Below are 23,124 nucleotides of genomic sequence, written 5' to 3'. Positions count from 1 at the left end.
CGACATAATATTCAATGAAAATTATCTCTTACAACGTAAATGGTATAAGAGCAGCTATTCGCAAAGGTTTAGTAGAATGGCTCAAAGCAGCAGATTGTGATGTATTGTGTATACAAGAGCTCAAGGCACTGGAAGAACAGGTAGACACAACTGAGTTAGAGGCGTTGGGGTATCATTTATATTGGCAACCTGCCCAAACCAGAAAGGGGTATAGTGGAGTGGCTATTTTTAGTCGAATAAAACCTAAGAATGTGGTGTATGGTTATGGTGATTACGATTGGCATGACACTCGCTGGGTAGATGATGAAGGAAGAATTATCCGAGCTGATTATGATGACTTTTCAGTAATGAGTGTATATATGCCCTCAGGTACTAAGCCCGAACGTGTAGTGTTTAAAATGGAATGGAACCTTGCTTTTCAACAATACATTGCCGAACTTAAAAAAGTGGTGCCTCATCTCATTATTTGTGGTGATTATAACATCGCTCACCAAGCCATTGATATTCATAATCCTAAATCTAATGCAAAAAGATCGGGATTTTTGCCTGAAGAGCGAAATTGGCTTACTGATTTTATGGAGCTTGGCTTTACTGATTCTTTTCGATATTTAAATTCAGAGCCTCATAATTATACCTGGTGGAATGTACGCACCAATGCTCGGGCTAAAAATTTGGGTTGGAGAATTGATTATCAGATGATTTCAAAATCCCTAAACGAAAACCTCAAACGTGCCGTTATCTTATCAGAGGCTATGCACTCCGATCATTGCCCAATTTTGATTGAGGTAGATTAGTGAAAACAAAAAATTGCAATAGGTGTAAAAACTTTAGATATATTTTGATATTTTTGTAAAATAACCAACAAGATAACACTAAAAAAACATGTCAGATCAAAACGCTTCATTTTCCCCAAGCTCGAAACTAATGAGCGAGCTGAAGCGGTACAAAAGCAAGTATTACCTTAACATGTTGTTTAAGGGACTCTTGGTGACTGCCGCTTTACTGCTTACAACTTATATCATAATCAATGCTGCCGAATATTTCGGTAAGTTCAATACCACCATACGAGCTGGATTGTTCTATACATTTTTGGCAGCCGCGGTATTTACACTGATTGCTTGGGTGTTATGGCCTATTTCTAAACTATTGAACATTAATAAACAAATAAGTGATGAAGAAGCAGCCGTTCAAATTGGTAAGTATTTCCCCAATGTAGATGACAAACTCTTAAATACTATTCAACTGCATAATGCAGCAGATAAAAACAATGCTTTGCTGATGGCAAGCATAGAGCAACGCACCAGTCAGTTGGGTATTGTAAAGTTTACTGATGCGGTGCGGTTTTCTGAAAATCGGCGTTATTTGCGTTATGTAGTACCACCTTTATTAGTATTGTTGCTAATCTTAATTATTGCTCCCACATTCTTTTCTGAAAGCTCAGCACGTATTATCAACTACGACAACGAGTATGTAGAACCTGCCCCATTCACTTTTCATTTGGCAAATAAAAACCTGAAAGCGTTTAAAAATGAAGACTTTGTAGTAGAACTAGACTTAAAAGGGCGCACTATGCCACCTGATGTGTATTTAGTATCTGGAGGACGACGCTACAAAATGGAAAAAAGTCGTTATGATAAGTTTTCTTATACTTTCAAAAAAATACAAAAAGCGACTGAATTCAAGTTTGAGTCGGCAGGCTTTAGTTCTCAAAACCACAGCGTGAGTTTGATAGAACGCCCTACCTTATTATCATTCAGCGCCAACCTCAATTACCCTGCATATCTTAACAAAGCCAGTGAAAACTGGGATAACATTGGTAATTTGGTAGTGCCTGAAGGAACACAAATTCAATGGAACTTTAAAACCAACAACTCCAAAGAATTGGCTTTATTTTTTAATGAAGGTAAAGATGTAGTGAAAGCTGAAAAAGTAAATCCAAAAACTTTTAAGTACAACCGCAGTGCCCAACGATCTGAAACATACCAGATCAAACTCAAAAATGAGTTTAGTGGTAACAAAGAAGATATTAACTATTACATCAATGTAATTCCTGATCGTTACCCAAAAATCAATATCAAAGAGTACAAAGACACCACTATGTACGATTATTTAAGTATTGGTGGAAGTGTATCAGATGATTATGGTTTGTCGCAACTCAAAATGTTTTACCGCATTACCCGCGATGGTAAGCCAGGTAAGCTTCAGGCTGTAGACCTTCAACTCAACTCAGGACAATCAATTCAGAACTACTATTATCAAATGGATTTAGCTCCAATGAATTTACAGCCTGGTGATAACCTTGAGTATTTTGCGCAGGTATGGGACAACGATGGAGTAAATGGAGCTAAAAGTGCCAAAACTACTGCTTTGACATTTAAGATTCCTGGTGAAGAAGAGTTGAAGAAAGAAATAGACAAAGCAGCCGAAAAAACCGAGAACCAGATAGACAAAACGCTCAACCAAGCACGTAAGCTAAAAGAAAGTATGGAAAACGTGAAAAATCGTTTTCGTAACAAGCGTTATATGGACTATCAGGACAAGAAACAAGTAAAAGAACTGTTGGAGAAGCGACAAGAGTTGATCAAGGAAATAAAAAAGATTCAAGAGCAAAACGAAACTACTAATCAAAAGCAAAATCGTTTCTCTGAAACCAGCCCTGAGGTAAAGCAGAAAATGCAACAACTGAAAAAGTTGATGGATGAGTTGCTGGATGAGGAAACCAAAAAACTTTATGAAGAATTACAAAAACTCTTAGAGCAAACTCGTCGTAATGATCGTATACAGAACATGCTTGATAAAATTCAGAAAAAAGAAGAAAATCTGGATAAAGAACTAGAGCGTGCCCTAGAAATGTTTAAACAATTAAAGTTTGAACAGAAGCTTGACCAAACCTCTAAAGACTTGCAAAAGCTTGCTGAGAAGCAGGACAAGCTTGCTGAAAAAACCGATAAAAATTTAAAAGATAAGTCTGATAAAAACAACACAAAAGATAACAACAAATCAGACAAAAAGAATGACAAAAACAAAGGTCAGACGTCTGATAAAAATGATAAGAAAAACTCTTCAGACAAACCTGATAAAAAAGAGAGTAACGAAAGTTTGAAGAAAAAACAAAAAGAGCTTACTAAGAAGTTCGACGATATAAAAAAGCAGTTGGAAGACCTCAAAAAAATGGATAAAAACCTTGAGTTCCCCAACGATATGAAAGATTTTAAACAAGAAAAAGAGGATATATCAAAAGAACAGCAAAATAGCCAAAAACAACTTCAGCAAAAGCAAAACAAAAAAGCTGGTAAGTCGCAGAAAAAAGCGGCTAAAAAAATGAAGAAAATGGCACAGCAAATGCAGCAAATGCAACAAAACATGCAGAAGCAGCAAATGCAGGAAAATTTGGATGATTTGCGGGCTATTTTAGAAAACTTGGTTACATTGTCATTTGATCAGGAAAAGCTTATGAAGGATTTCCGCTCAGTGAGTCTTTCTGATCCCCGTTTTGTAAAATTAGGTCAAAAGCAGTTGAAGCTTAGAGATGATGCAAAAATCATTGAGGATAGTTTGAATGCACTGGCAAAGCGAGTATTTCAAATAAAATCATTTGTAACCCGTGAAGTGGGTAAAATGAAAAGTTATATGGACGAAAGCACTGACATGATCAAACGACGACGTTTGAGCATTGCCACAGGTAAACAACAGTTTGCGATGACTTCTATGAATAATTTGGCACTTTTGCTAAATGATGTGATGAAGCAGATGCAAAACTCTATGGCAAGTGCTATGTCAAAGCCTCAAAAAGGCAAAAAAGGAAAACCAAAGCCTAACTTGGGGCAATTGCAGAAAAGTTTGAACCAAAAAATTCAACAATTAAAGAAGAGTGGTAAACAAGGGCGAAAACTTTCAGAAGAATTAGCTAAATTAGCAGCTGAGCAGGAACAAATTCGCCAAGCATTAAAAGAAATGCAAAAAAGAATGGGGAAAGATGGTAAAAACGGAAAAGATTTAAGAGAATTGCAAAAGAAAATGGAAGAGGTTGAAAAAAACCTGGTTTTCAAGAATCTTGAGCAAATTACCAAACTTCGCCAAAAAGACATCTTAACTCGTTTGTTGGAGTCAGAAAAGTCATTGCGGGAACAGGGACAGGATAAGGAGCGTAAATCGAAGTCTGCAAAAGATCAAAAAATACGACGAGTGCCACCGGCTCTAAATCAATACTTCAAGAATAAAGCAAAGCAAATAGAGCTGTTAAAAACAATACCACCAGCCTTGTCGCCTTATTACAAAAAAGAAGTAGATGAGTATTTTGAAAAAATTGATAATTAGATACTTAATAGTATGACGTCTCTTCAGATAAAAATACCTTCATTGGTAGAAAATATCAGGATTGTCGAAAGTTTTATAGACAATGCAAAAGAAAAGCACAACATTAACGATGACATTTATGGCAACATCATGATTGCCATAACTGAATCGGTTAATAATGCTATCAGACACGGAAATCGTGAAGATAAAAACAAAAATGTGCTGTTGTCTTTAGTACTTAATGACAATCGTGTCAAATTTATTGTTCAGGACGAAGGCCCTGGTTTTGATTATCAGAACCTGGCTGACCCTACTGCCCCCGAAAACCTAAATAAACCCGGAGGACGAGGCATCTTTTTGATGAAGAACCTGTGTGACGAGGTGAATTTTGCTGATGAAGGCAGAAGGGTAGAAATGGTGTTTTATGTGATGTAGGGGAAGCTTTTATGAGCAGTGAATTTGAAGATGTATTACAATCTTCACAAAATAATGGTAAAGTTTATTTTTTTAGCGAGCAAACCGATTTTGTGCTAAGCGAAGAAGCAGAGGCAATTAAATGGGTGAACCTTATTGCTGAACAAGCTAATCATAAAATAAATGGACTCAACTATATATTTTGTAATGATGTCTATCTGCACCAAATCAACGTAGAGTATCTCGACCATGATACTTACACCGATATTATCACCTTTGACAATTCTGAAGAAGAGCAGTTAATAGAGGGCGACATTTTTATTAGTATAGATCGAATACGCGAAAATGCCGCCACCTATAATGCCTCTTTCGATGTTGAATTACATCGTGTGATGGCTCATGGCTTATTGCATTTGCTGGGGTTTGGTGATAAAACTGATGATGAAAAGCTTATAATGCGTACTCAAGAAGACAAAGCGTTGACTTTGTGGAGTACAACTTTATAAACATAAGCAAACCTGTTGACATGATTGACTTGGTTTGGTAGACAGAAACCAAACTATGCCAGCAGTTCTCATTACTCAAAAAGCCTAATACCTTAGGTTTTTTTTGACATACCTAACTTACTACCTGTATAACAGGTAACCTTCCAAAATAGTATGAAAGCAGCTTCTATTAGAGAGATCAAACATGAGCTAAACAATATGCCTCAGGGCGAATTAATTGAGCTTTGTCTGAAAATGTCAAAGTTTAAAAAAGAAAATAAAGAGTTGTTAACCTATCTCTTGTTCGAAGCGAATAATGAAGCAAATTATATAGAGAGTATTAAAGAGGAAATGGATGTTCAGTTTGCCAACATCAACCTAAAAAGCGTTTATTTTGCTAAGAAAAGTATTCGTAAAATACAGCGAATGGTGAAAAAGTTTATCAAGTACTCTAAACATAAAGAGACAGAAGTAGAGTTGCTGATTTACTTTTGTATTCATCTTAATAAAGTAAACACCTTATTGGGTAAAAGCTTGGCATTACGCAACATTAACCTACGTCAAATAGCAACTATCCGCAAAACCATTACCCACCTGCATGAAGACCTTCAGTATGATTATAAAATAGAGTTAGACGAGGTTGCAGCCAAGGTCTAATGCCTTGGTTTACTTCATTGTATCTGATAATTTTTTTTGTAGTCAATAAAAACACATCTTTGTTAAGCAAAGCCAGAATCGAAGAATAACTAAAAGCTGTTTGAAGAATTGAGAATGGCAAAGAGGCTGGAGGAAAGTATTAAACTGGGTTTAATCTGGTGATTGTTCATATAAGACTTAAGCTGTTGTTTTGATGTGAATATTAATAGGTAAGTTTTCAAAAAAATCTTTAATGTCTTCCCCATAATCTATGATCTCATCATCATCCTGATTGCATATCCAATTTATTTTGACCAATGTTTTGGTTGCCATGTAGTAGCGCTCCAGCATTGCCAAAATCTCATTGAATCTTTTAAAAGAACTTGTATTCAAATAGTTCATCTGAATATTGAATTCTATGAAACGGTTGTTTTGCTTTAAGTACTTTTGAAGCCAATCAACTATAGGGTTGAAAAAACGGAGTGTGTCTTCCCCAAACGAGTCTCCGGTAATTTCAAATACATTGCTGGAAGTATCAAAAGATACTTTTGGAGAATAGTCACCTGCTTTTATAAATAAACTTTTCATCTGTTCAAAAGAATTTGTAAATGTTAAAACTTTAATGCCTGTATTATATCTTAATAATATGTTACAAAAGTACCATGCTAAAGTCAATAAAAATATTTCAATTTATTTCAAACATATAAGCTGTTGATTGTCAGTTTGTAATGATGTTATACAAAGGTATATTCATTCAAGGTTGAAATAAAAACCATTCTGACTAAAGCAAAAACAGGCATTAAGTAGTTACTTAATGCCTGTTTTCCAAGTATAGAAAGTTTATCTTCTCAAAAAATAGTTATAATAAGAACATTCTTTAATGACTTTTTGATGATAAGTGGTATTGCTATATTGTTGTTGTAGTAATTTAAAACTGTTTAAATATTTTTCAGGTATTTTTTTCTTGTTGTTATAATCTTTACTTGCTTGATAAGCCATTTGTTCGCATTTGGCAGCCATATAAGTCGCTTTAGCAGCCAGTTCTTTGTCTCCTTTTTTATGAGCTAACGAAATAGCTTTGTTGAAATAACGCAATGGGTAGGATAAGTCAAATTGTCGAGGAACTGGTTGTGGTTTATTTCTTAGATTATAACGATAGCCCCAAGTACCTGTACTACTACGATAATTTTGTAGCGCATCCCAAGTGTTACCAAACCAAGTGATGTTATAATAAATATTTCCTAGTTCGAACATGGCAGTAGCATTTGTAGCTTGTTTTTTTAGGCTAAGCATTTCTTTTGCTAAACTGGCTTGGGTATATTGATTAATCACCGGACGACGATGTCCATAGCTTCCACTAATTGTATAGTATTTGGGGTTGGCCAATAGTTTTTTTGATTCACCTGCCAATGTATAATATTCAATGGCTTTTTTTAATTGATCATTACGCAGATACATAGTAGCCTTTACCTTATACCAGTTTTTGAGTGACGAATTCAAGGTCTCTTCAAAGAGGGTTTTATTCTTAGTGCGTTTCTCCCAGGAAATCAGATTATCTACTACTTTCATTGTAAGTGGTATAGCCAGTGCTGAGTTCTGTGGTTGGCACAAGTATGCTTTACCTATATCGCCTTGAGCGTATAGTTTATGGCGAAACACGTTGAGCAAATAGTCGTTTAGATGATTGTGTTTTAATAACCTTACTTGCTGGAACAGTGATCCTTCCTCTGTTTTGGTGATTTTATCGAGTTGTGCTATTTTTATTGCCAGCTTAAATACTTGCACTTGATACTTGAGTTGGGGAGAGCTAAAGGAAAGCTTATTAAACATTTGTAAAGCTTTAGTGGGCTTGCCGCCTACATACTCTAGATAGCAATGAGCCATTTGCCATAATGTTAAATCATCTACTTTACGTTCTTGCACTACCTTACTTACCATTGCTTTCAACTCTTTGAGGTATTGAATAGCCTCCTTTTTTGGGAAACCATCAAACTTTTGATAAAAAGCCAGATTCTTACTTAAGTTGGCAGACAATAAGTTTACTTCCATTTTATTGACTTCACGAGTGAGTAATAGTGAGAGGTATTTGGAAGAAGGTGCCACTTGGTAAATTTGTTGCATTTCTTCAATAGCATTTGCATAGGGTTTTATTCCTCGCAATAGATATACAGTAGCAGTTTCTTCGTTGCTTTTGCACAAGTTGAGCACTTGACGAAAGTCTTGATCTGAGGAGACCTTAAAACTATCGTAAGCTTGTACCCTACGGCTGGGGCATTTGTCAAAAACCTTGGCAAAAAGGTATGCTCCTTTTACTTTATCACCACTCAGCGTCAAAGCGCCTGCTTTATGGGCAAGCGCCCAATATTTGATGAGTGAGTTAGAATTGCCTTCCAACGGCTTTGCTAACTGATCGTATAGCTTGATGGCTTGAGCGTAGTTTTGAGAGTAATGCGCTAAACGTACTAGTTGATAAGCATAGCGCATTTTTAAAAATTTATTAGAAGAGTTTATGTAAGCGCCATTGCCGTTAATTATGAGGTCTTGCATTGCCTCTTTGTCTTTTTGAGTGGCATTTCGCCATCGATTGTCCCCCAAGTTTATTACATAAGGTTCACATTGCTTTGCAAATAGTAGGTACTTCACTACATCGGTAGCCCGTGTCTTCTTTAGGTGTTGTATTGCTGAGTTATTACGCCATTTACTTGGAAGAGCTCCATTAATGCCTGCCACATAGTTTTTGATAAGTTTAGTTTCACTGACCTTGGCTTTGTATACCAACTGTTTGGTGTCATTGGTAGAAGGCGTATTTTTGAAATAAGCCTTCCATTCAGCAAGGTTGTCTTGTGTATGTCCTTCTTCTTCGTTCCAATGATAATCATATAAACGTTCGAAAGTAAAAAAGAAGGGTTTATTGTGAGGTTGGTTAATAATCTCAGGATCGAGAAATTTGTAATAGGTAATGCCTGTTTCATAAAAACCACAGGCAGATTGGGAGAGTTCTTGTGGTTTTAGTACAAATGCTGCGTGTACTAAAACCACAAAAGCCATTTTTAAAAACTTCATATTCGTGAATTTGAGTAGATTTTAGGTAATGACACCTAACTCAAATTTACACTAAATAATCAAAATTTCCTCGTCTTACACGCAAAAGCAAAGAGAAGAATATCATGTCATTATCTATTGCCTGAAAATCAAACAATAACTTTTCTCCCGATTTTCGTACCATATCAATGAATCCTAAACCAGCCCCACCTTTATCTGACAGCTCACCAATTTTTACGATTTCGCGGAAAAGCGCACGTAACTCATCCCGACTCAAACCATTCACATAGTTTATTTTCTCGGCAATGGTAGCAGCTTCCTCTTTAGTTACTGGGTTGCCCGATCCTATAATATAGTCATCGTCATGCTTACCAATCATAAAAATCGAACTGTTGCTTGAGTGTTTCACAAGGTTTTGTAAACACTCAATCATTATATTGAAGACTTTTTTGCGAATGGTGGAAATTTCGCCGAGAACGTTCATATTACGTTCGGCCATTGCTAAAACTGTTTTGGTTATTTCTTGGGTAAACTCCCCTTCATAGACCAAAATCAAGTTTTCGTCCATCAATCTTTTATGCAAGTTATAGATGTAACCCATCTTTCAAGCTTAGATTTTTGGTTAATTTAGTATAACAATTGAATAGCAATTCAAGCTAAAAAGAGTAGAAAATACTCTTTAATTCTTTAGGCTCATAATTTTTCAGATTTTTTTCGTCCAGATGATATAATGTAATATACAACTGATGACTTACTATATAACGACGTAACAACTTTGCCGCTTGTTGTAAGTTGTGAGCACTAATCTGTTCGAGTCTTATCAAATCACCTTTATAAAGGTAAACGCCATTTAAATAAGTACTTTTGATGACTTCAAACACTTGTTTTTGCTTTTGACGAAAAAAACGGGTATTAACAAATGTATTGTTTTTTAAGCTATTGAGCAACTTTATAACGCGTCCTCTTCTTATCAAAACGCCCCATCGATAGATTGGCAATGCCACATCTAATTGTAGGGGATATTTCTTTGATTTTGCCAAGTATTGTTGGGCAATTTGGAGGTCTAAAATAGAGTTATTGGTATTTTTACCATCAAGGCTTCCCATGTTGTAAAACATCAGCATACCACGATCTACTGGAGGTACTCCCGTTTTTTTGTAGTATTTAAGCTGATGCAACCGAATGGTTGCTGACAGGGTCTTAATACCGTTGCCTTTGACCTGTTCTCTCAGTATTTCAATTAATTTGAAAAAACGCTTTTGGGTTTTACCCGACCAATCACAATCCAGTTGGATTTCACGAATGGTTACGTTTCTGAGATTCTTTGACTTCTCAAGTATTTTGTTAGCAATATTGTTGCCTAATTTCTCTAATTGATTATAAGAAATATTCAAAAGTGTGCGATTAGTGATAAAAACAGTAGGCACCAAGCATGGTATAGGGATGTCTTGGGTTTGCCACTTAAGCTCAGCTATTGGTTGTGCTTCTTTTTGGTAAGGGTTCCAATCTATGTCAAAATAGCGTACATATAGACGCTTGATTTGCAACTCTTTTAAATATTTACGTTCGTTTGCCGAAAGATTAAAAGTGGTTTTCCAATAATAAAACGCAGGAGTTATTTTTGATTTTTGAGAACGACAGTGAGTATGAAGCAACCCTATACATAACCATCCAATAGCCCAGTAATATTTACAATTAAATTTCCACACATTCTTTTTTTATTGCTTGAATTAAGTTTTCCAGGTTGGTAACTTGTGGAATGCCATATCTTTGACAAACTACATCTACATTACCTTTACGCCAAAAGTTTTTTGAACAACATACAATTAACTTTTTACTTTGAGCGAATAACCCTAACTCTAATAGTGTAATTGGTGCTTTTGAGTGTGGAGCAAAATACATCGCAATACAATGAGCTTTTTCCAGCGCCTCTAGTTCCCAGTTTACCTGTGCTACAAACTGAGGGTTATTGGTAGATTGTTCCCAGGAAGCATCCCAATCATCGCGTCGGGGGTTCAAAAAAGTAAGCGAACTGTTGGTCAATGCTTGAGTTACTGTGGCTTGCCAGTCTATAGCATTGCCCATGTCTATGCTTCCTGCCAAAAATGCTGCCTTGGTATTGGGGGGAATGTCAATAGAAGCAGGTGGTTTTATAACTTTCATTTGGTTAGTCGATACTTATGGTAGCTTATTTACATCCAATTATTTTCTTCCGCATCCTTCACAAAGCGTTTGTACAAATCAGACTGAAAACTGTCTATGACTTTTTGTTCGTTAGCATCTATACCATCACTTGCCTCAGCAACTTTTTTGAGCACATCCAATAAATAGACATAGTCAGGATCAGGTCCATGTTCTTTAAAAATATCTAAGGCTTTCTTATAGCTATCTTCTGGATTCATGCCTTTTTTACTTTCATAATCGAACGACCAACGGATTTGACTAGCCCAAGGGTGTGCTGTCAAAATGTTTTCCAACATGCGTTGTTCTTCCGCTTGAATAAGACCATCAGCTTTTGCTACTGCATAAATTAGTTCACCAAAAGCATCATATAATTGTTCTTTGTTTACCATAATATAAGTTTATTTGAATCACCTTTTAGGTTGAGTAAATATATCAAAAACCTGAGATTATTACAGAAACAGGTTTAGAAAATAAGTTCAATAGGTGCAAAATTCTTTTTTAATTGATGTCGTTGTTTTGCCAATGCAGGTATGTTATGAATGGTGATCTGCTTCAAACAAGGCAGTTTTTTTAATTTGAGAGGTAGTTCTTCCAACAAGTTATCAGAGATATCAAGGGTGGTAAGGTTTTCCAATAAGAGCAATGACTCGATAGGTAAAGCAGGAAGCTCATTGGCAGACCAATTGAGTTTTTTGAGCTTTTTTAACTGCTTGGCAGCCTTGGGTAGTTGCTTAATCTGATTGTGGGCAATATTCAGTTCTTTGAGCTTAGGTAAATTACAAATGCCTAATGGCAGTGTCTTGAAACTATTGTAGCTTAAGTCCAGCCATATTAGTTTAGCCCAATTACTCAAATCGCTTGGCAAGTTATTCATCCCTTGATTTGCACTTAAGTCCAACTTTTTTAGGCTTTTCAGTTTGCGTATTTCAGTAGGCAATACAGCAATTTGATTATGCGCAAGAAATAACGTTTCTAGTTTTTTTAGTTTACCAAACTCAGGAGGCAAAGTAAGTAAATGGTTATTTGCAAGGTCAAGTACTTTTAAATGCTTAAAGGTGGCAAGTTCAGATGAAAGGTATTGTAACTTCAGGTTGTTGAGTTTCAGTTCAGGATTTGTGAGGTGTTCTCGGTAAGCCCATTGCCGAATAATGCCTGCATCTATTTGTGGGTGTTTTACTACCTCTTCTATCAGATTCCATACTTTGGGTAGGGTAGGAGTAGGCAAGTAACGCCATTTACCCTTTAAAAAACTGGCGTAGTCGTCAGATACTTCTTTAAAAATAAGGTGTTTTATCCGACGTCGAATCTTTGTGTCGGGATAAAACCAACTCATTCCTACCAAATAAGATATGATTTTATAATCAAGCTTGTGTTGACGCAACTTGTTTAAACCAATAATCACTTTTTTGGAGGATGAATCTTCTAGTAACTGATAAATCTGCTCGATTTGTTGGGCAGATGGTTTTTTACCTTGTATGGGCATTCTATGTGTTTTTTATAGCAAATATTAGGTGCTTATTTTATGATCTTTTTTCTTTACGGAAGAAATGTAATCAAACCTTTACTTGATAACAAGCTCACCTTTATACATTTTTGAACTAATGAATTATAAACATATATTTTTTGACCTGGATGATACCTTATGGGATTTTCGGCGCAACTCTAAAGAAACCCTACTCGAGTTGTTTGAACATTACAATCTTGCTGAGGCAGGCAAAGAAGTGATTGATCAGCAAGAGTTTTTAACCAGGTACTACGCCATTAATCAAGAACTTTGGAAGCAGTACCGAGAAAATAACATAGATCATCAAACTTTAAGAATGGTACGGTTTGAAAGAATATTTACCCAATTTGAAATAGATATGCCTCATCAATTGGTAAAACAGTTTTCGGACGATTATTTGGATATGGCTCCTACTAAGTCTCATTTGTGTGACCATGCTCAGGAGCTATTGGATTATCTCAAAGGTAAATATGAACTACATATCATTACCAATGGTTTTTCTGATATACAGTTGGTAAAAATAACCAGTGCCAAATTAGGTGATTATTTTAATGTCGTGGTGACTTCAGGTTGTACTGGTTATAAAAAACCTTCTACTCAAATATTTGAATATGCACTTCGTCAGGCTGGTGCCAAAACCCAAGAGAGTATTATGATTGGCGATAGTCTGGAGGCCGATATTGCAGGGGCTAAAAATAGTGCGCTTGACCATGTGTTTTATAATCCTTTGCAAAAAGCACACAAAGAAGAGGTATATAAAGAAATTACAAGCCTGAAGGAGCTCATAGAGATGTTTTAAGCATTAAAAGCACTAAAAAATGAATCCTTATTGGGGGGGGACGATTTTTAACCACTTTAGAGTTTATTATCTGGTTTTTTTTTGTTTGTTTTGCCCTCAGTTAAAATTTATCTATACTAAGTTTCGTAATTACCCTTAGGGCATAGCAGACAATGGATATAACGTCACAGATAATTATGATACTGGGCTTTTCTCTGGCATCATACTCAGTGGTTGGTAATGATGTGATTCAAACGTTAGGAACCTTCATCAGTTCCAACAGCAAACGCAAATGGCATGTGTTATGGCTGTATATTGGCGGTATATTTTTAGCTGTGGCTACCTATGCCTGGTTTCAACTTCAAGGTGATATTGCCTATGGTCGCTTAGATAAAATTCCTTTCCCGAAAAACTACCATTGGTGGTTAGCACTTCCTCCCGTTATTTTAGTAGTAATTACTCGTTTTGGAATACCCGTAAGTACTACATTTCTTATTCTTAGTGTGTTTAGCTCCAAAAATATCCGAAGCATGGTCGAAAAATCATTGCTAGGATACCTAACAGCGTTTGTTGTAGCAATCGTGTTGTATATGTTCATTTCTAAACGTCTCGAAAAATACTTTATCAGTACTAGCCATAAATACCAAGAGTTTACCAAAACCTCTAGTAATGCGGTATTTCTGAGAGCTTTTTTCAACTTCCTGATAGCTATAGGTTTGGGTATTGTTATTGTCAATTTAATTGGACATTATCAACTCATAGAGGGTATCTTTGGCAAAGAAGCCTATAAAACTTATCGCTTGTTTGTGCTTAAAAATGTGGTAGCTGCTTTGGTAGTAGTACCAGTATACTTTTTCTTATACCGCCAGGGGTTAAGTGCTAATAATAAAGATTCAGAAGAGTATGCCTCTAATAGTTGGATGATTGCCCAATGGATTTCTACTGGCTTTTTGTGGAGCCAATGGATCATTCAAGACATGGCAAACATATTTGTATATTTGCCACGTCATGGTGCTCTGTCAGCCTTAGGTTACTGGTTAGCTATAGCCTTGCTGGTGGGACTTTTAGGGCTTATATTGTATCAGCGTGGAGGAGGCATTCAAAAAATTGTGACTACCAAAACTAATACCTTCGACATCCGTTCGGCTACCATCATTGACTTTACTTATGGTATTGTATTGTTTATTTTCAAAGAATATAGCAAAATACCTATGAGTACTACTTGGGTGTTTGTGGGTTTGCTGGCTGGTCGCGAAATAGCCCTTACTTATCAGTTGGCACGTGGTGAAGCAGGGAGTTTCCGGTCTGTGATTATGGTAGTACTCAAAGACCTTAGTAAAATCTTCTTAGGCTTGGTAGTGAGCCTGCTGTTGGTGTGGTTGATCAGTTACTTGAAATAAGATATAAAACGTTTACGTAGAGGAAAAAAAAGCCTGGCATCACTGTCAGGCTTTTTTATTGGACTCAAACGGCTGTTTTTTTGTATTAACATCAGCAATGGTTTAAGTGGTTGAATATGAGCGTTTTAATTTTAGTTGAAAGTTGTCACCATAAGCTCTTATACCACCTTGAAAACAGACAGTGAAAAATATGATTGACACCCCAAAATTACAATTGCTCAAGATAACTTACATCTCTCATAAAACCTCTCTGTTTTTGCGCTAAAACCTTGGAAATGATAGTCTAAATGTCATTTTTTTTTTGTAAATTTACCTCTTTGAAAAAGAAAAATTATGAGCGAATTTACGGAAAATCAAAATGGTGCTGTAGACGCCAAAAACTCAGAATATTCTGCTGATAATATACGCGCATTAGAAGGGTTAGAAGCGGTTCGAATGCGTCCATCAATGTACATTGGCGATGTAGGTGTGCGAGGATTACACCACCTTATCTGGGAGGTAGTAGACAACTCTATTGATGAGGCACTTGCTGGGTATTGTGATCATATCACAGTAGAGGTAAATACTGACAATTCTATTACAGTTACAGACAATGGGCGTGGAATACCTACCGGGTTTAACAGCCAAATGCAAAAGTCTGCGCTTGAGGTAGTAATGACAGTATTGCATGCGGGGGGTAAATTTGATAAAGATACATATCAGGTATCAGGTGGATTGCACGGGGTAGGTGTCTCTTGTGTAAACGCATTATCTACTCTTTTAAGAGCCACAGTACACCGCGAAGGCAAAATTTTCCAACAAGAATATAAACAAGGAGATCCTCAAACAGAGGTAGAGGTAGTTGGAGAGTCGGATAAGACAGGTACAGTGATACATTTTGTGCCCGATGCTACCATATTTACTGCTATTGAGTACAAGTATGAAACGATCTCTCAACGCTTGCGTGAGCTTTCATACCTCAACAAAGGGATTCGCCTAACAATGGTTGATCACAGGGTGAAAGGTGAAGATGGCAATGCTTTGACTGAAGACTTTTTGTCAGAAGGTGGCCTTACTGAGTTTGTTCGCTATCTGGATGAAACTCGTCAGTCGTTTTTGCCTGAGCCTATTTATGTAGAAGGAGAAAAGTCAGGGGTACCTGTACAAGTAGCTTTTACTTACAACCATTCTTATTCTGAAAATGTGTATTCTTATGTAAATAATATCAACACTATCGAAGGTGGTACACATATTTCAGGGTTTCGCCGGGCGCTTACCCGTACTTTGAAGTCTTATGCCGATAAGGAAGGAATGCTAGAGAAAGCAAAGGTAGAAGTAACCGGAGATGATTTTAGAGAAGGACTTACTGCCGTTATTTCGGTAAAGGTTGCTGAGCCTCAGTTTGAAGGACAAACCAAAACCAAATTAGGCAACTCTGAAGTAATGGGAGTGGTAGACAATGCTACCAGTGAAGCTTTGGGTAAGTTTCTTGAAGAAAATCCTAAACAAGCCAAGTCTATCATTCAAAAAGTAATATTGGCTGCTCAAGCACGTTACGCTGCCCGCAAGGCGCGTGAAATGGTACAGCGTAAAAATGTATTAAGTGGTTCTGGGTTGCCTGGTAAGCTTGCCGATTGTTCAGAAAAAGATCCTGGTTTGTGTGAACTATACCTGGTAGAGGGTGATTCGGCAGGTGGTAGTGCCAAACAAGGGCGTGATCGTAATATTCAAGCAATTTTGCCATTGAGAGGTAAAATTCTGAACGTAGAAAAGGCGCAAGAATACAAAATTTACGACAACGAAGAAATTAAAAACATTATCACGGCTCTAGGAGTTACTTTTGGTAAGGATGATGATGACAAGGCGTTGAATATGGAAAAACTACGTTATCATAAGATCATAATTATGACGGATGCTGACGTGGATGGAAGCCACATTAGAACCTTGATTTTGACTTTCTTCTTCCGCTACATGCGTGACTTGATTGAGAGTGGTTATGTGTATATTGCTTTACCTCCATTTTATTTGGTCAAAAAAGGTAAAAAAGAGCTATATGCCTGGAACGATGATGACAGGGATGTTGCCATCAAAGAGTTGGCTGGTAATGGAAAGCCTGAATCTGTACACGTACAACGATACAAAGGTTTGGGAGAGATGAACCCAGAGCAGTTGTGGGAAACTACCATGAATCCTGAAAACAGGAGCCTAAAACAAGTGACTATTGAGTCAGCTGCAGGAGCCGACCATTTGTTTTCTATGTTGATGGGAGATGATGTACCACCACGTAGAGAGTTTATAGAAGAAAACGCTAAGTATGCGAATGTAGATATATAATTTAATGGCGAGTGATTGGTTCTCAATAATTTTCTGGTTTGAAGTAAATATTGTTTTTCATTCTTTGAGCTTTTACTCAAAAAACAGACAACGATTTTGAATTAATTATTTACAAGATCATATCGCATAAATTTAACTTTTGGGAAATTGGTAATTCAGAGTTTTTTTAGTATTCTGAACCGATTTCCCAATTTTTATTGATTTGTTTAGTATAAGCCGAAAATAGACTAACACGATGATTGCCAAAAAAGAAAATAAAGACAAGATATCAGATAAAAAGAAGAACACTCCAACAGGTGCTATTGAAAAAGAGAAGCGTGATGGACACATTGTGCCTAAGCCTATTACAAATAAACGCATTGCCAACCTCATTGAGCAAAGTAACTATATTAGTCGTGACTTAAGCTGGATGTTGTTTAATCGCCGTGTGTTAGACCAGGCGCGCATTCCTAAGCGTAATATTTATGACCAGTTGAAGTTTTTGGCAATTACAGCTTCAAATCTGGATGAGTTTTTTATGATTCGTGTAGGGAGTTTATACAACTACATAGACTATGGCAAAGAAAGAATAGATTATTCGGGTTTACGCGAGAAGCCTTTTAAAAAGCTGTTGTTTGAAGAAATTCAAGATTTTACCCAAGCACAGCATGCGCATTTCAAAGAGGTATTAAAGCCTAAGTTTAAGGAGAATGGGTTTCAAATACTGGGTATAGAAGGGCTTACAGATGCAGAAAAAGATGAAGCTGCGGTTTATTTTATGCGAACTATCTTTCCTATGCTTACCCCAATGGTGTACGATAACTATCGAACCTTCCCTGTGTTAATGAACAAGGTTTTGACCTTTGGGGTGGTCACCCGCAACCTGCAAAGCACTGATAAAGATGAGCGTCGATTTTCTTTTGTGCAAGTCCCTCAAAACTTACCCCGTTTTTATGAATTTGAGAGAGAAGATGACGAAATTATTTTTGTGCCTATTGAGCGTATTATTCACTGGCAAATCAACAAACTTTATCGTAACATAGACATTGTATCAGTTTCTTTGTTTAGGGTTACCCGTAATGGTGATATATCTTTAGAAGAGAGTGATGACATTGAAGCTGATTTTATAGATGAAATTAAGCAAAAAATAAAAACTCGTAAAACAGGTCGGGTAGTAAGAATAGAAGTGGAGAAAGGGTATTCGACCTGGTTAATGAAAAACCTGAAACGTCGTTGGCAACTAGACGATGACAATGTTTTTGTGAATGACACATTGATGGACTATACTAGTTTGTTTAGCATTGCAGGGCACGAAAACTTTAAAGACAAATACCCCCCTATACATTCACCCATATTGCCAATAGGGTTGATAGATCCTGATGTCGATTATTTTGAACACCTCAAAGAAAGCGACATATTATTACATCACCCTTATCATAGTATTGAGCCACTTTTACACATTTTGGAAGATGCCGCAGAAGACCCAGATGTATTGGCAATTAAAATTACTATATACCGCCTGGCCAAACATTCCAGAGTAACCAGTGCTTTGCAAAAAGCGGCTGAAAATGGGAAGCACGTATCAGTATTGTTTGAGCTAAAGGCGCGTTTTGATGAAGAAAATAATATTCGTGAAGCAGAGAGACTACAAAAGGCTGGGTGTTATGTTATTCATGGCATAGGACGGTATAAAACGCATACAAAAATGTTGTTAATTGTACGTAAAGAAGAGCAAAGTGTCACCCGTTATGTACATTTGGCAAGTGGTAATTACAATGAAAGTACATCAAGGTTATACACCGACATTGGCATGCTCACTACCAATGAAACTTATGCCCATGATGTTTCTGAGTTTTTTAATGTGATTACTGGACATTCCCAACCTCATCATTATGAGTATTTGCTTACTGCCCCTCGTGACTTACGCAATGAGTTGATTAAGCTTATTCAGAATGAAGCAAAAAATGCTCAAAAAGGATTGACGAGTGGTATTGTAATGAAAATGAATTCACTGGAAGATAAACGGATGATTGATGAGTTGTATGCAGCATCTAAAGCAGGTGTGCAAATCAAGTTAATTGTAAGAGGCATTTGTTGTATTCGTCCCCAACGAGTAGGCTTAAGTGAAAACATTATGGTAAAATCAATTGTGGGAGACTATCTGGAACACTCACGTATGTTTTATTTTCATAACAATGGCGACCCAAAAATTTATGGTGGAAGTGCCGACTCTATGGTACGAAGTTTTGATCGTCGTATAGAATCGGTGTTTTTGATGGTAGACGAAGGTGTGAAAAAGCAAGCAATGCATATACTTGATTATAACCTAAGGGATAATATGAACTCATATATGATGCAAGAAAATGGAAACTTTATCAAAACAAAGGTCAGTGGAGACGAGGAGCCTTTTAACTTACACGAAGAGTTTTTTGAAGTAAACGAACAAACAATTCTGGAAACCAAGTTATTCTAAAAGATTGTACTATAGCTTTTAACTTGGCATAATTTTTCCCTGAATATTGCCAGTGCATAAGCCTGTCAAAACACTCGCTTGTGCACTGGTAACATATAAAGCAACATGATTGATTGAATCAATTGTTTTGGTGGTGATATACAGCCACTTTATCAAAGACGCAATATACGGATGAAAGAACAAAAATATGGCTTAAATACGTTGTTTCAGCGCAACTCCGTTATCGGTAGGTTGTTTTGGTTGTATGTGCCTTTGTTTTGGGTGTTTGCCAGTGGATGGTATTTGATTACCCTTAGAGCACAGGATCAAAACAAAGAGTTAACTACTATTAAAAATCGCCACCAAGACATTCAGCGGAATTGCCAGAACCTGGATATAGCAGTTCAAACCTCTATCCACTTGCGTAAAAGCCGGGTTCTGTTCAAACACACCACTAATATAGATTCTATCTGGAGTAACCGTGCGGAGACTTACCTAGACTCTTTATCGAACATAAGCAACAAGCTTGATGAAAAAGCATTGAAGCAAAAGGTAAAACAAGTACGTGGTTTAATGATTACATTAGAAAAGCAATTTGGGCGTTTGAATAAATTTGACTTTTCTGCTTTGACTACACAGAATGACGGAGTGTTTGATGATAAGAAGCCTACTCAAGCATCACAAGATTTTGAAGATATAGATCGCCAGATTAATAATTTGAGCATTAATATACACCGTACCTTAAACGAGGCTGTTGTGTACCACGAAGTAGCACTCAAAGATCGTATGGCATTGCTTAAACGTAAAAACCTAAGCAATGCTAATTATTATGCTGTGTTTGCTTTTTTTATTTTAATGGCAGGCATTATCATTTCTTTCATTGTATTGCCTCGCACCATTAGTTTTGTAGAAGAGCTAAAGCAACACATCAACAATTTATTGCATGGTAAGTTTCCCGGAAAACTCAGGAAATCTGTGTATGAAATGAATGATTTGGTAGATAAAATAGATGAATTAACAGATAGCTTTAGAAAGCTTGAAGTATTTGCCGAAGAAGTAGGAACCGGAAACTTTGATACAGATATACAGGTGTTCGACGAACAAGGAGATGTAGGGCAGTCATTGGCAAAGATGCAGAATAGCTTGAGACAAATTGCAGTAGCTAACCAGCAGCGTAACTGGTTTAACGAAGGTTTTGCAAAGTTTGGAAATATTTTGCGAAACGATGAAGAGCAGAGTTTTGAGTTGTTTTATGAAAGCATTATCACCAATCTGGTAAAGTATCTTGAGATTAACCAAGGAGGCATATTTGTGTTGAATGAACAAGGAACAGCCAGTGAACCTGTATTGGAGTTGAAAGCATCTTATGCTTATAACCGGACAAAGTATCTTAAAAAAGAATTGACAAAAGAAGATGGCTTAGTAGGACAAGCCTGGCGCGAAACAGATGTAGTATATGTGACAGATATTCCTTACGACTATATAGAACTCTCTTCTGGCTTGGGAGGTGCCAGACCAAAAAGTATCTTGATTGTGCCCTTACTTACTGGAGATGACCAACTAATGGGAGTGGTAGAATTAGCATCTTTTGACGAGTTTCCTGAATATAAAATTGATTTTGTCAAACAGTTGAGCGAGAGTATTGCAGGAACTATTTCCAGAGTAAAAACCTCCATTCAAAATCAACAACTTTTGCATGAGTCACAGCAAATGGCAAAGCAAGTAAGAATTCGTGACAAAGAAAAAGAGCAGACAATGAAGGAGTTAATTACAACTAAAAGCCACATGGAGCAGGTCAATCGTGAGCTGGAAGCTGAACTAAATGTGATTAACGAATCATTTACGGTGTTGGAACTGGATGCTGACGGTAATTATACAGAGGCTAATGCACTTATTCAAAAAGTTTCTGGTTATAGTCGTGCCGAACTTGTAGGAAGGCATTATACGGTGTTGCTGCGCCATAAGGCAGGAGCAGTACAAAAAGAATGGAATAGCATAGTAGAGGGTAAGTTGGTCAAAGGTGAATTTGTTCGTTATGCCAAAGATGGTCATAAGTTTTGGCTGTACGAAATAGTGTACCCGGTATATGATGCCAAGGGAAAGCTAAAGAAAATAAACTCTATTGGCTACGAAATTACCAAGCAAAAAGAACAAGAGGGGCGTATTAATGAGCAGCTTCAGGCATTACAAGCAAATGAAGAGAAGGTGATGAAAAGAATTAAAGAGGTGAGAGAAAATGCCAATCTTAAATTAAAAAGACTCAAAGAAGACTTTGCGAAGCAAATAGAAGAAAAAGACCGAATTATTGACACACTTAGAGGTTAACCCAAGCCTTTAGGGAGCAATTAAAAAATAGGATCCCCGTTCTTTGCTAACTATTTTATTCTGAGACGCGGCACTTTTTAAAGTCATAGCAGAGCTACGGCTGCAAACCGAGGCTACAGCCTTGCTGTGCCGAGCTCTGCCAAAGGCTAAAAGTAACAAAGTCTTGGGGCAAAAGAGCAGCTGCAAAATGGGTAGGTTATTTCTTGTTTGCTTCCTTAAAACTACCAGGAGTGCTTGTTGCAAAATGGGTACTCTCCTACATTTTTAAACCTTATCTCCCCATATTGTGTTATAGCTTTACGACTTATTCAGTTGCTTGATAATGGAGCAATAAAGCTAAAAAATAACAAGAACTCCTCCCTATTATTTTAACTGAGGGGTTTATTTGTTAATTTTGCACTTTACAAACATTAGATTTATGAGCATTCAAGAAATTCAAGATGAAATTATAGAGGACTTTTCTCTTTTCGATACTTGGGAAGATAAATATAGCTACATTATCGAAATGGGTAAAAAACTAGCCCCCTTGAGTGAAGAATACAAGACTACTGACAATAAAATCAAAGGATGCCAGTCAAATGTGTGGTTACATACACGTATGGAAGCTGATAAGTTAGTTTTTGATGGGGACAGTGATTCTATCATTGTAAAAGGTTTGGTAAGTTTGCTTATTCGTGTACTATCAGGGCATAAGCCTGAAAGCATTGCAACATCAGAGTTGTACTTTATTGATAAAATAGGAATGAAACAGCATTTGTCTATGACGCGTGCCAATGGACTGGCAGCTATGATTAAGCAGATGAAGTTATATGGAGTAGCTTATCAGTCAAAGGTAGGCTAAAAAACCAAGAATGTGCTGCTATGTACAAGGTGCAAAAAAGATAAAAATGGTTTTATCTGGTGACAAGCCTTTCTTTTTACCTGTTTTCTAAAAGAAAAAGAGGGGAAAGTAACACCCAAAAAAAAGAAAATATGAAAACTAATCAACTCGAAACGCCTGACTTGAAAGAGAAAGTTGTAGAGGCATTGAAGACTGTATACGACCCGGAAATACCAATAGATATATATGAGTTAGGTTTGATTTACGAAATCAAAGTTTTTCCGGTAAACAATGTATATATTTTAATGACATTAACTACACCCAATTGCCCCTCAGTAGAAGAGTTACCCGCTGAGGTAAAAAATAAAGTATTGGCTATAGAGGGAGTAAATGATGTGGAATTGGACATGACCTTTGAACCCCCATACCATCAGGATATGATGTCAGAGGCAGCCAAACTTGAGTTAGGCTTTTTATAAATAAGGGTATGTTTAAT

At 36.7% G+C, this 23,124-nt stretch carries 19 protein-coding genes; 12 read left to right on the top strand and 7 right to left on the bottom strand.

Annotated features, from left to right (window positions below; all coding sequences use genetic code 11):
• The first annotated feature begins 14 nt into the window (after window positions 1-14).
• From xth to Q0954_RS03035, 5 genes are all read left to right on the top strand, one after another.
• Entirely contained in the window at window positions 15-794 is a 780-nt protein-coding gene (gene xth / locus Q0954_RS03055; RefSeq protein WP_299453438.1) for an exodeoxyribonuclease III, read from the top strand.
• A gap of 88 nt (window positions 795-882) precedes the next feature.
• Window positions 883-4,317 carry a DUF4175 family protein gene (locus tag Q0954_RS03050; RefSeq protein WP_299453436.1) on the top strand — a complete coding sequence of 1,145 codons (3,435 nt, stop codon included), beginning with the start codon at window positions 883-885 and terminating at the stop codon, window positions 4,315-4,317.
• 12 nt (window positions 4,318-4,329) lie between these two features.
• Complete coding sequence (locus Q0954_RS03045) at window positions 4,330-4,731, top strand: ATP-binding protein (protein ID WP_002705535.1); 402 nt, start codon at window positions 4,330-4,332, stop codon at window positions 4,729-4,731.
• A gap of 11 nt (window positions 4,732-4,742) precedes the next feature.
• Window positions 4,743-5,216: an rRNA maturation RNase YbeY gene (gene ybeY / locus Q0954_RS03040; protein ID WP_299453431.1), complete on the top strand. Its 474-nt coding sequence runs from the start codon at window positions 4,743-4,745 to the stop codon at window positions 5,214-5,216.
• Window positions 5,217-5,369: 153 nt separating this feature from the next.
• Window positions 5,370-5,852: a hypothetical protein gene (locus Q0954_RS03035; RefSeq protein WP_299453428.1), complete on the top strand. Its 483-nt coding sequence runs from the start codon at window positions 5,370-5,372 to the stop codon at window positions 5,850-5,852.
• A 177-nt stretch (window positions 5,853-6,029) separates the two neighbouring features.
• On the opposite strand, the gene Q0954_RS03030 is transcribed toward Q0954_RS03035, so the two are convergent.
• The 7 genes from Q0954_RS03030 to Q0954_RS03000 form a co-directional block, all read right to left on the bottom strand.
• Complete coding sequence (locus tag Q0954_RS03030; RefSeq protein WP_299453425.1) at window positions 6,030-6,419, bottom strand: DUF1987 domain-containing protein; 390 nt, start codon at window positions 6,417-6,419, stop codon at window positions 6,030-6,032.
• A 252-nt stretch (window positions 6,420-6,671) separates the two neighbouring features.
• On the bottom strand, window positions 6,672-8,894 hold the full coding sequence (locus Q0954_RS03025) for a hypothetical protein (protein ID WP_299453423.1): 2,223 nt from the start codon (window positions 8,892-8,894) through the stop codon (window positions 6,672-6,674).
• A gap of 46 nt (window positions 8,895-8,940) precedes the next feature.
• Complete coding sequence (locus Q0954_RS03020; RefSeq protein ID WP_002701360.1) at window positions 8,941-9,474, bottom strand: SiaB family protein kinase; 534 nt, start codon at window positions 9,472-9,474, stop codon at window positions 8,941-8,943.
• Window positions 9,475-9,529: 55 nt separating this feature from the next.
• The gene (locus Q0954_RS03015; protein ID WP_299453415.1) at window positions 9,530-10,582 is read right to left on the bottom strand and encodes a hypothetical protein; all 1,053 of its coding nucleotides are present in this window, start codon (window positions 10,580-10,582) and stop codon (window positions 9,530-9,532) included.
• Window positions 10,569-11,036: a nucleoside 2-deoxyribosyltransferase domain-containing protein gene (locus tag Q0954_RS03010; protein ID WP_299453413.1), complete on the bottom strand. Its 468-nt coding sequence runs from the start codon at window positions 11,034-11,036 to the stop codon at window positions 10,569-10,571. Before Q0954_RS03010 ends, Q0954_RS03015 begins: the two co-directional genes overlap by 14 nt.
• Window positions 11,037-11,065: 29 nt before the next feature.
• Complete coding sequence (locus tag Q0954_RS03005) at window positions 11,066-11,446, bottom strand: TerB family tellurite resistance protein (protein WP_299453411.1); 381 nt, start codon at window positions 11,444-11,446, stop codon at window positions 11,066-11,068.
• Between the two features lie 74 nt (window positions 11,447-11,520).
• Window positions 11,521-12,540 (bottom strand): leucine-rich repeat domain-containing protein, encoded by a 1,020-nt coding sequence (locus Q0954_RS03000; protein WP_299453409.1) that lies wholly within the window; start codon window positions 12,538-12,540, stop codon window positions 11,521-11,523.
• Between the two features lie 118 nt (window positions 12,541-12,658).
• Between Q0954_RS03000 and Q0954_RS02995 the strand changes: the two genes are divergently transcribed.
• The 7 genes from Q0954_RS02995 to Q0954_RS02965 all read left to right on the top strand — a co-directional run bounded on the left by Q0954_RS02995 (window position 12,659) and on the right by Q0954_RS02965 (window position 23,107).
• Window positions 12,659-13,360: a YjjG family noncanonical pyrimidine nucleotidase gene (locus tag Q0954_RS02995; RefSeq protein WP_299453364.1), complete on the top strand. Its 702-nt coding sequence runs from the start codon at window positions 12,659-12,661 to the stop codon at window positions 13,358-13,360.
• 152 nt (window positions 13,361-13,512) lie between these two features.
• Window positions 13,513-14,739 carry a hypothetical protein gene (locus Q0954_RS02990; protein ID WP_299453361.1) on the top strand — a complete coding sequence of 409 codons (1,227 nt, stop codon included), beginning with the start codon at window positions 13,513-13,515 and terminating at the stop codon, window positions 14,737-14,739.
• Between the two features lie 333 nt (window positions 14,740-15,072).
• Entirely contained in the window at window positions 15,073-17,052 is a 1,980-nt protein-coding gene (gyrB, locus tag Q0954_RS02985; RefSeq protein ID WP_299453358.1) for a DNA topoisomerase (ATP-hydrolyzing) subunit B, read from the top strand.
• A 235-nt stretch (window positions 17,053-17,287) separates the two neighbouring features.
• Complete coding sequence (ppk1, locus tag Q0954_RS02980) at window positions 17,288-19,504, top strand: polyphosphate kinase 1 (RefSeq protein WP_299453356.1); 2,217 nt, start codon at window positions 17,288-17,290, stop codon at window positions 19,502-19,504.
• 171 nt (window positions 19,505-19,675) lie between these two features.
• Window positions 19,676-21,808, top strand: a complete 2,133-nt coding sequence (locus Q0954_RS02975; RefSeq protein ID WP_299453355.1) for a GAF domain-containing protein — start codon at window positions 19,676-19,678, stop codon at window positions 21,806-21,808.
• A 418-nt stretch (window positions 21,809-22,226) separates the two neighbouring features.
• Window positions 22,227-22,649 (top strand): SufE family protein, encoded by a 423-nt coding sequence (locus Q0954_RS02970; RefSeq protein WP_299453353.1) that lies wholly within the window; start codon window positions 22,227-22,229, stop codon window positions 22,647-22,649.
• Window positions 22,650-22,780: 131 nt separating this feature from the next.
• Entirely contained in the window at window positions 22,781-23,107 is a 327-nt protein-coding gene (locus tag Q0954_RS02965; RefSeq protein ID WP_002701378.1) for a DUF59 domain-containing protein, read from the top strand.
• Window positions 23,108-23,124 lie beyond the last annotated feature (17 nt).

Origin of the sequence: uncultured Microscilla sp. (assembly GCF_947493425.1) — a bacterium.
Taxonomy (GTDB): Bacteria; Bacteroidota; Bacteroidia; order Cytophagales; family Microscillaceae; genus Microscilla.
This window is presented reverse-complemented; position numbering and strand designations above follow the sequence as displayed.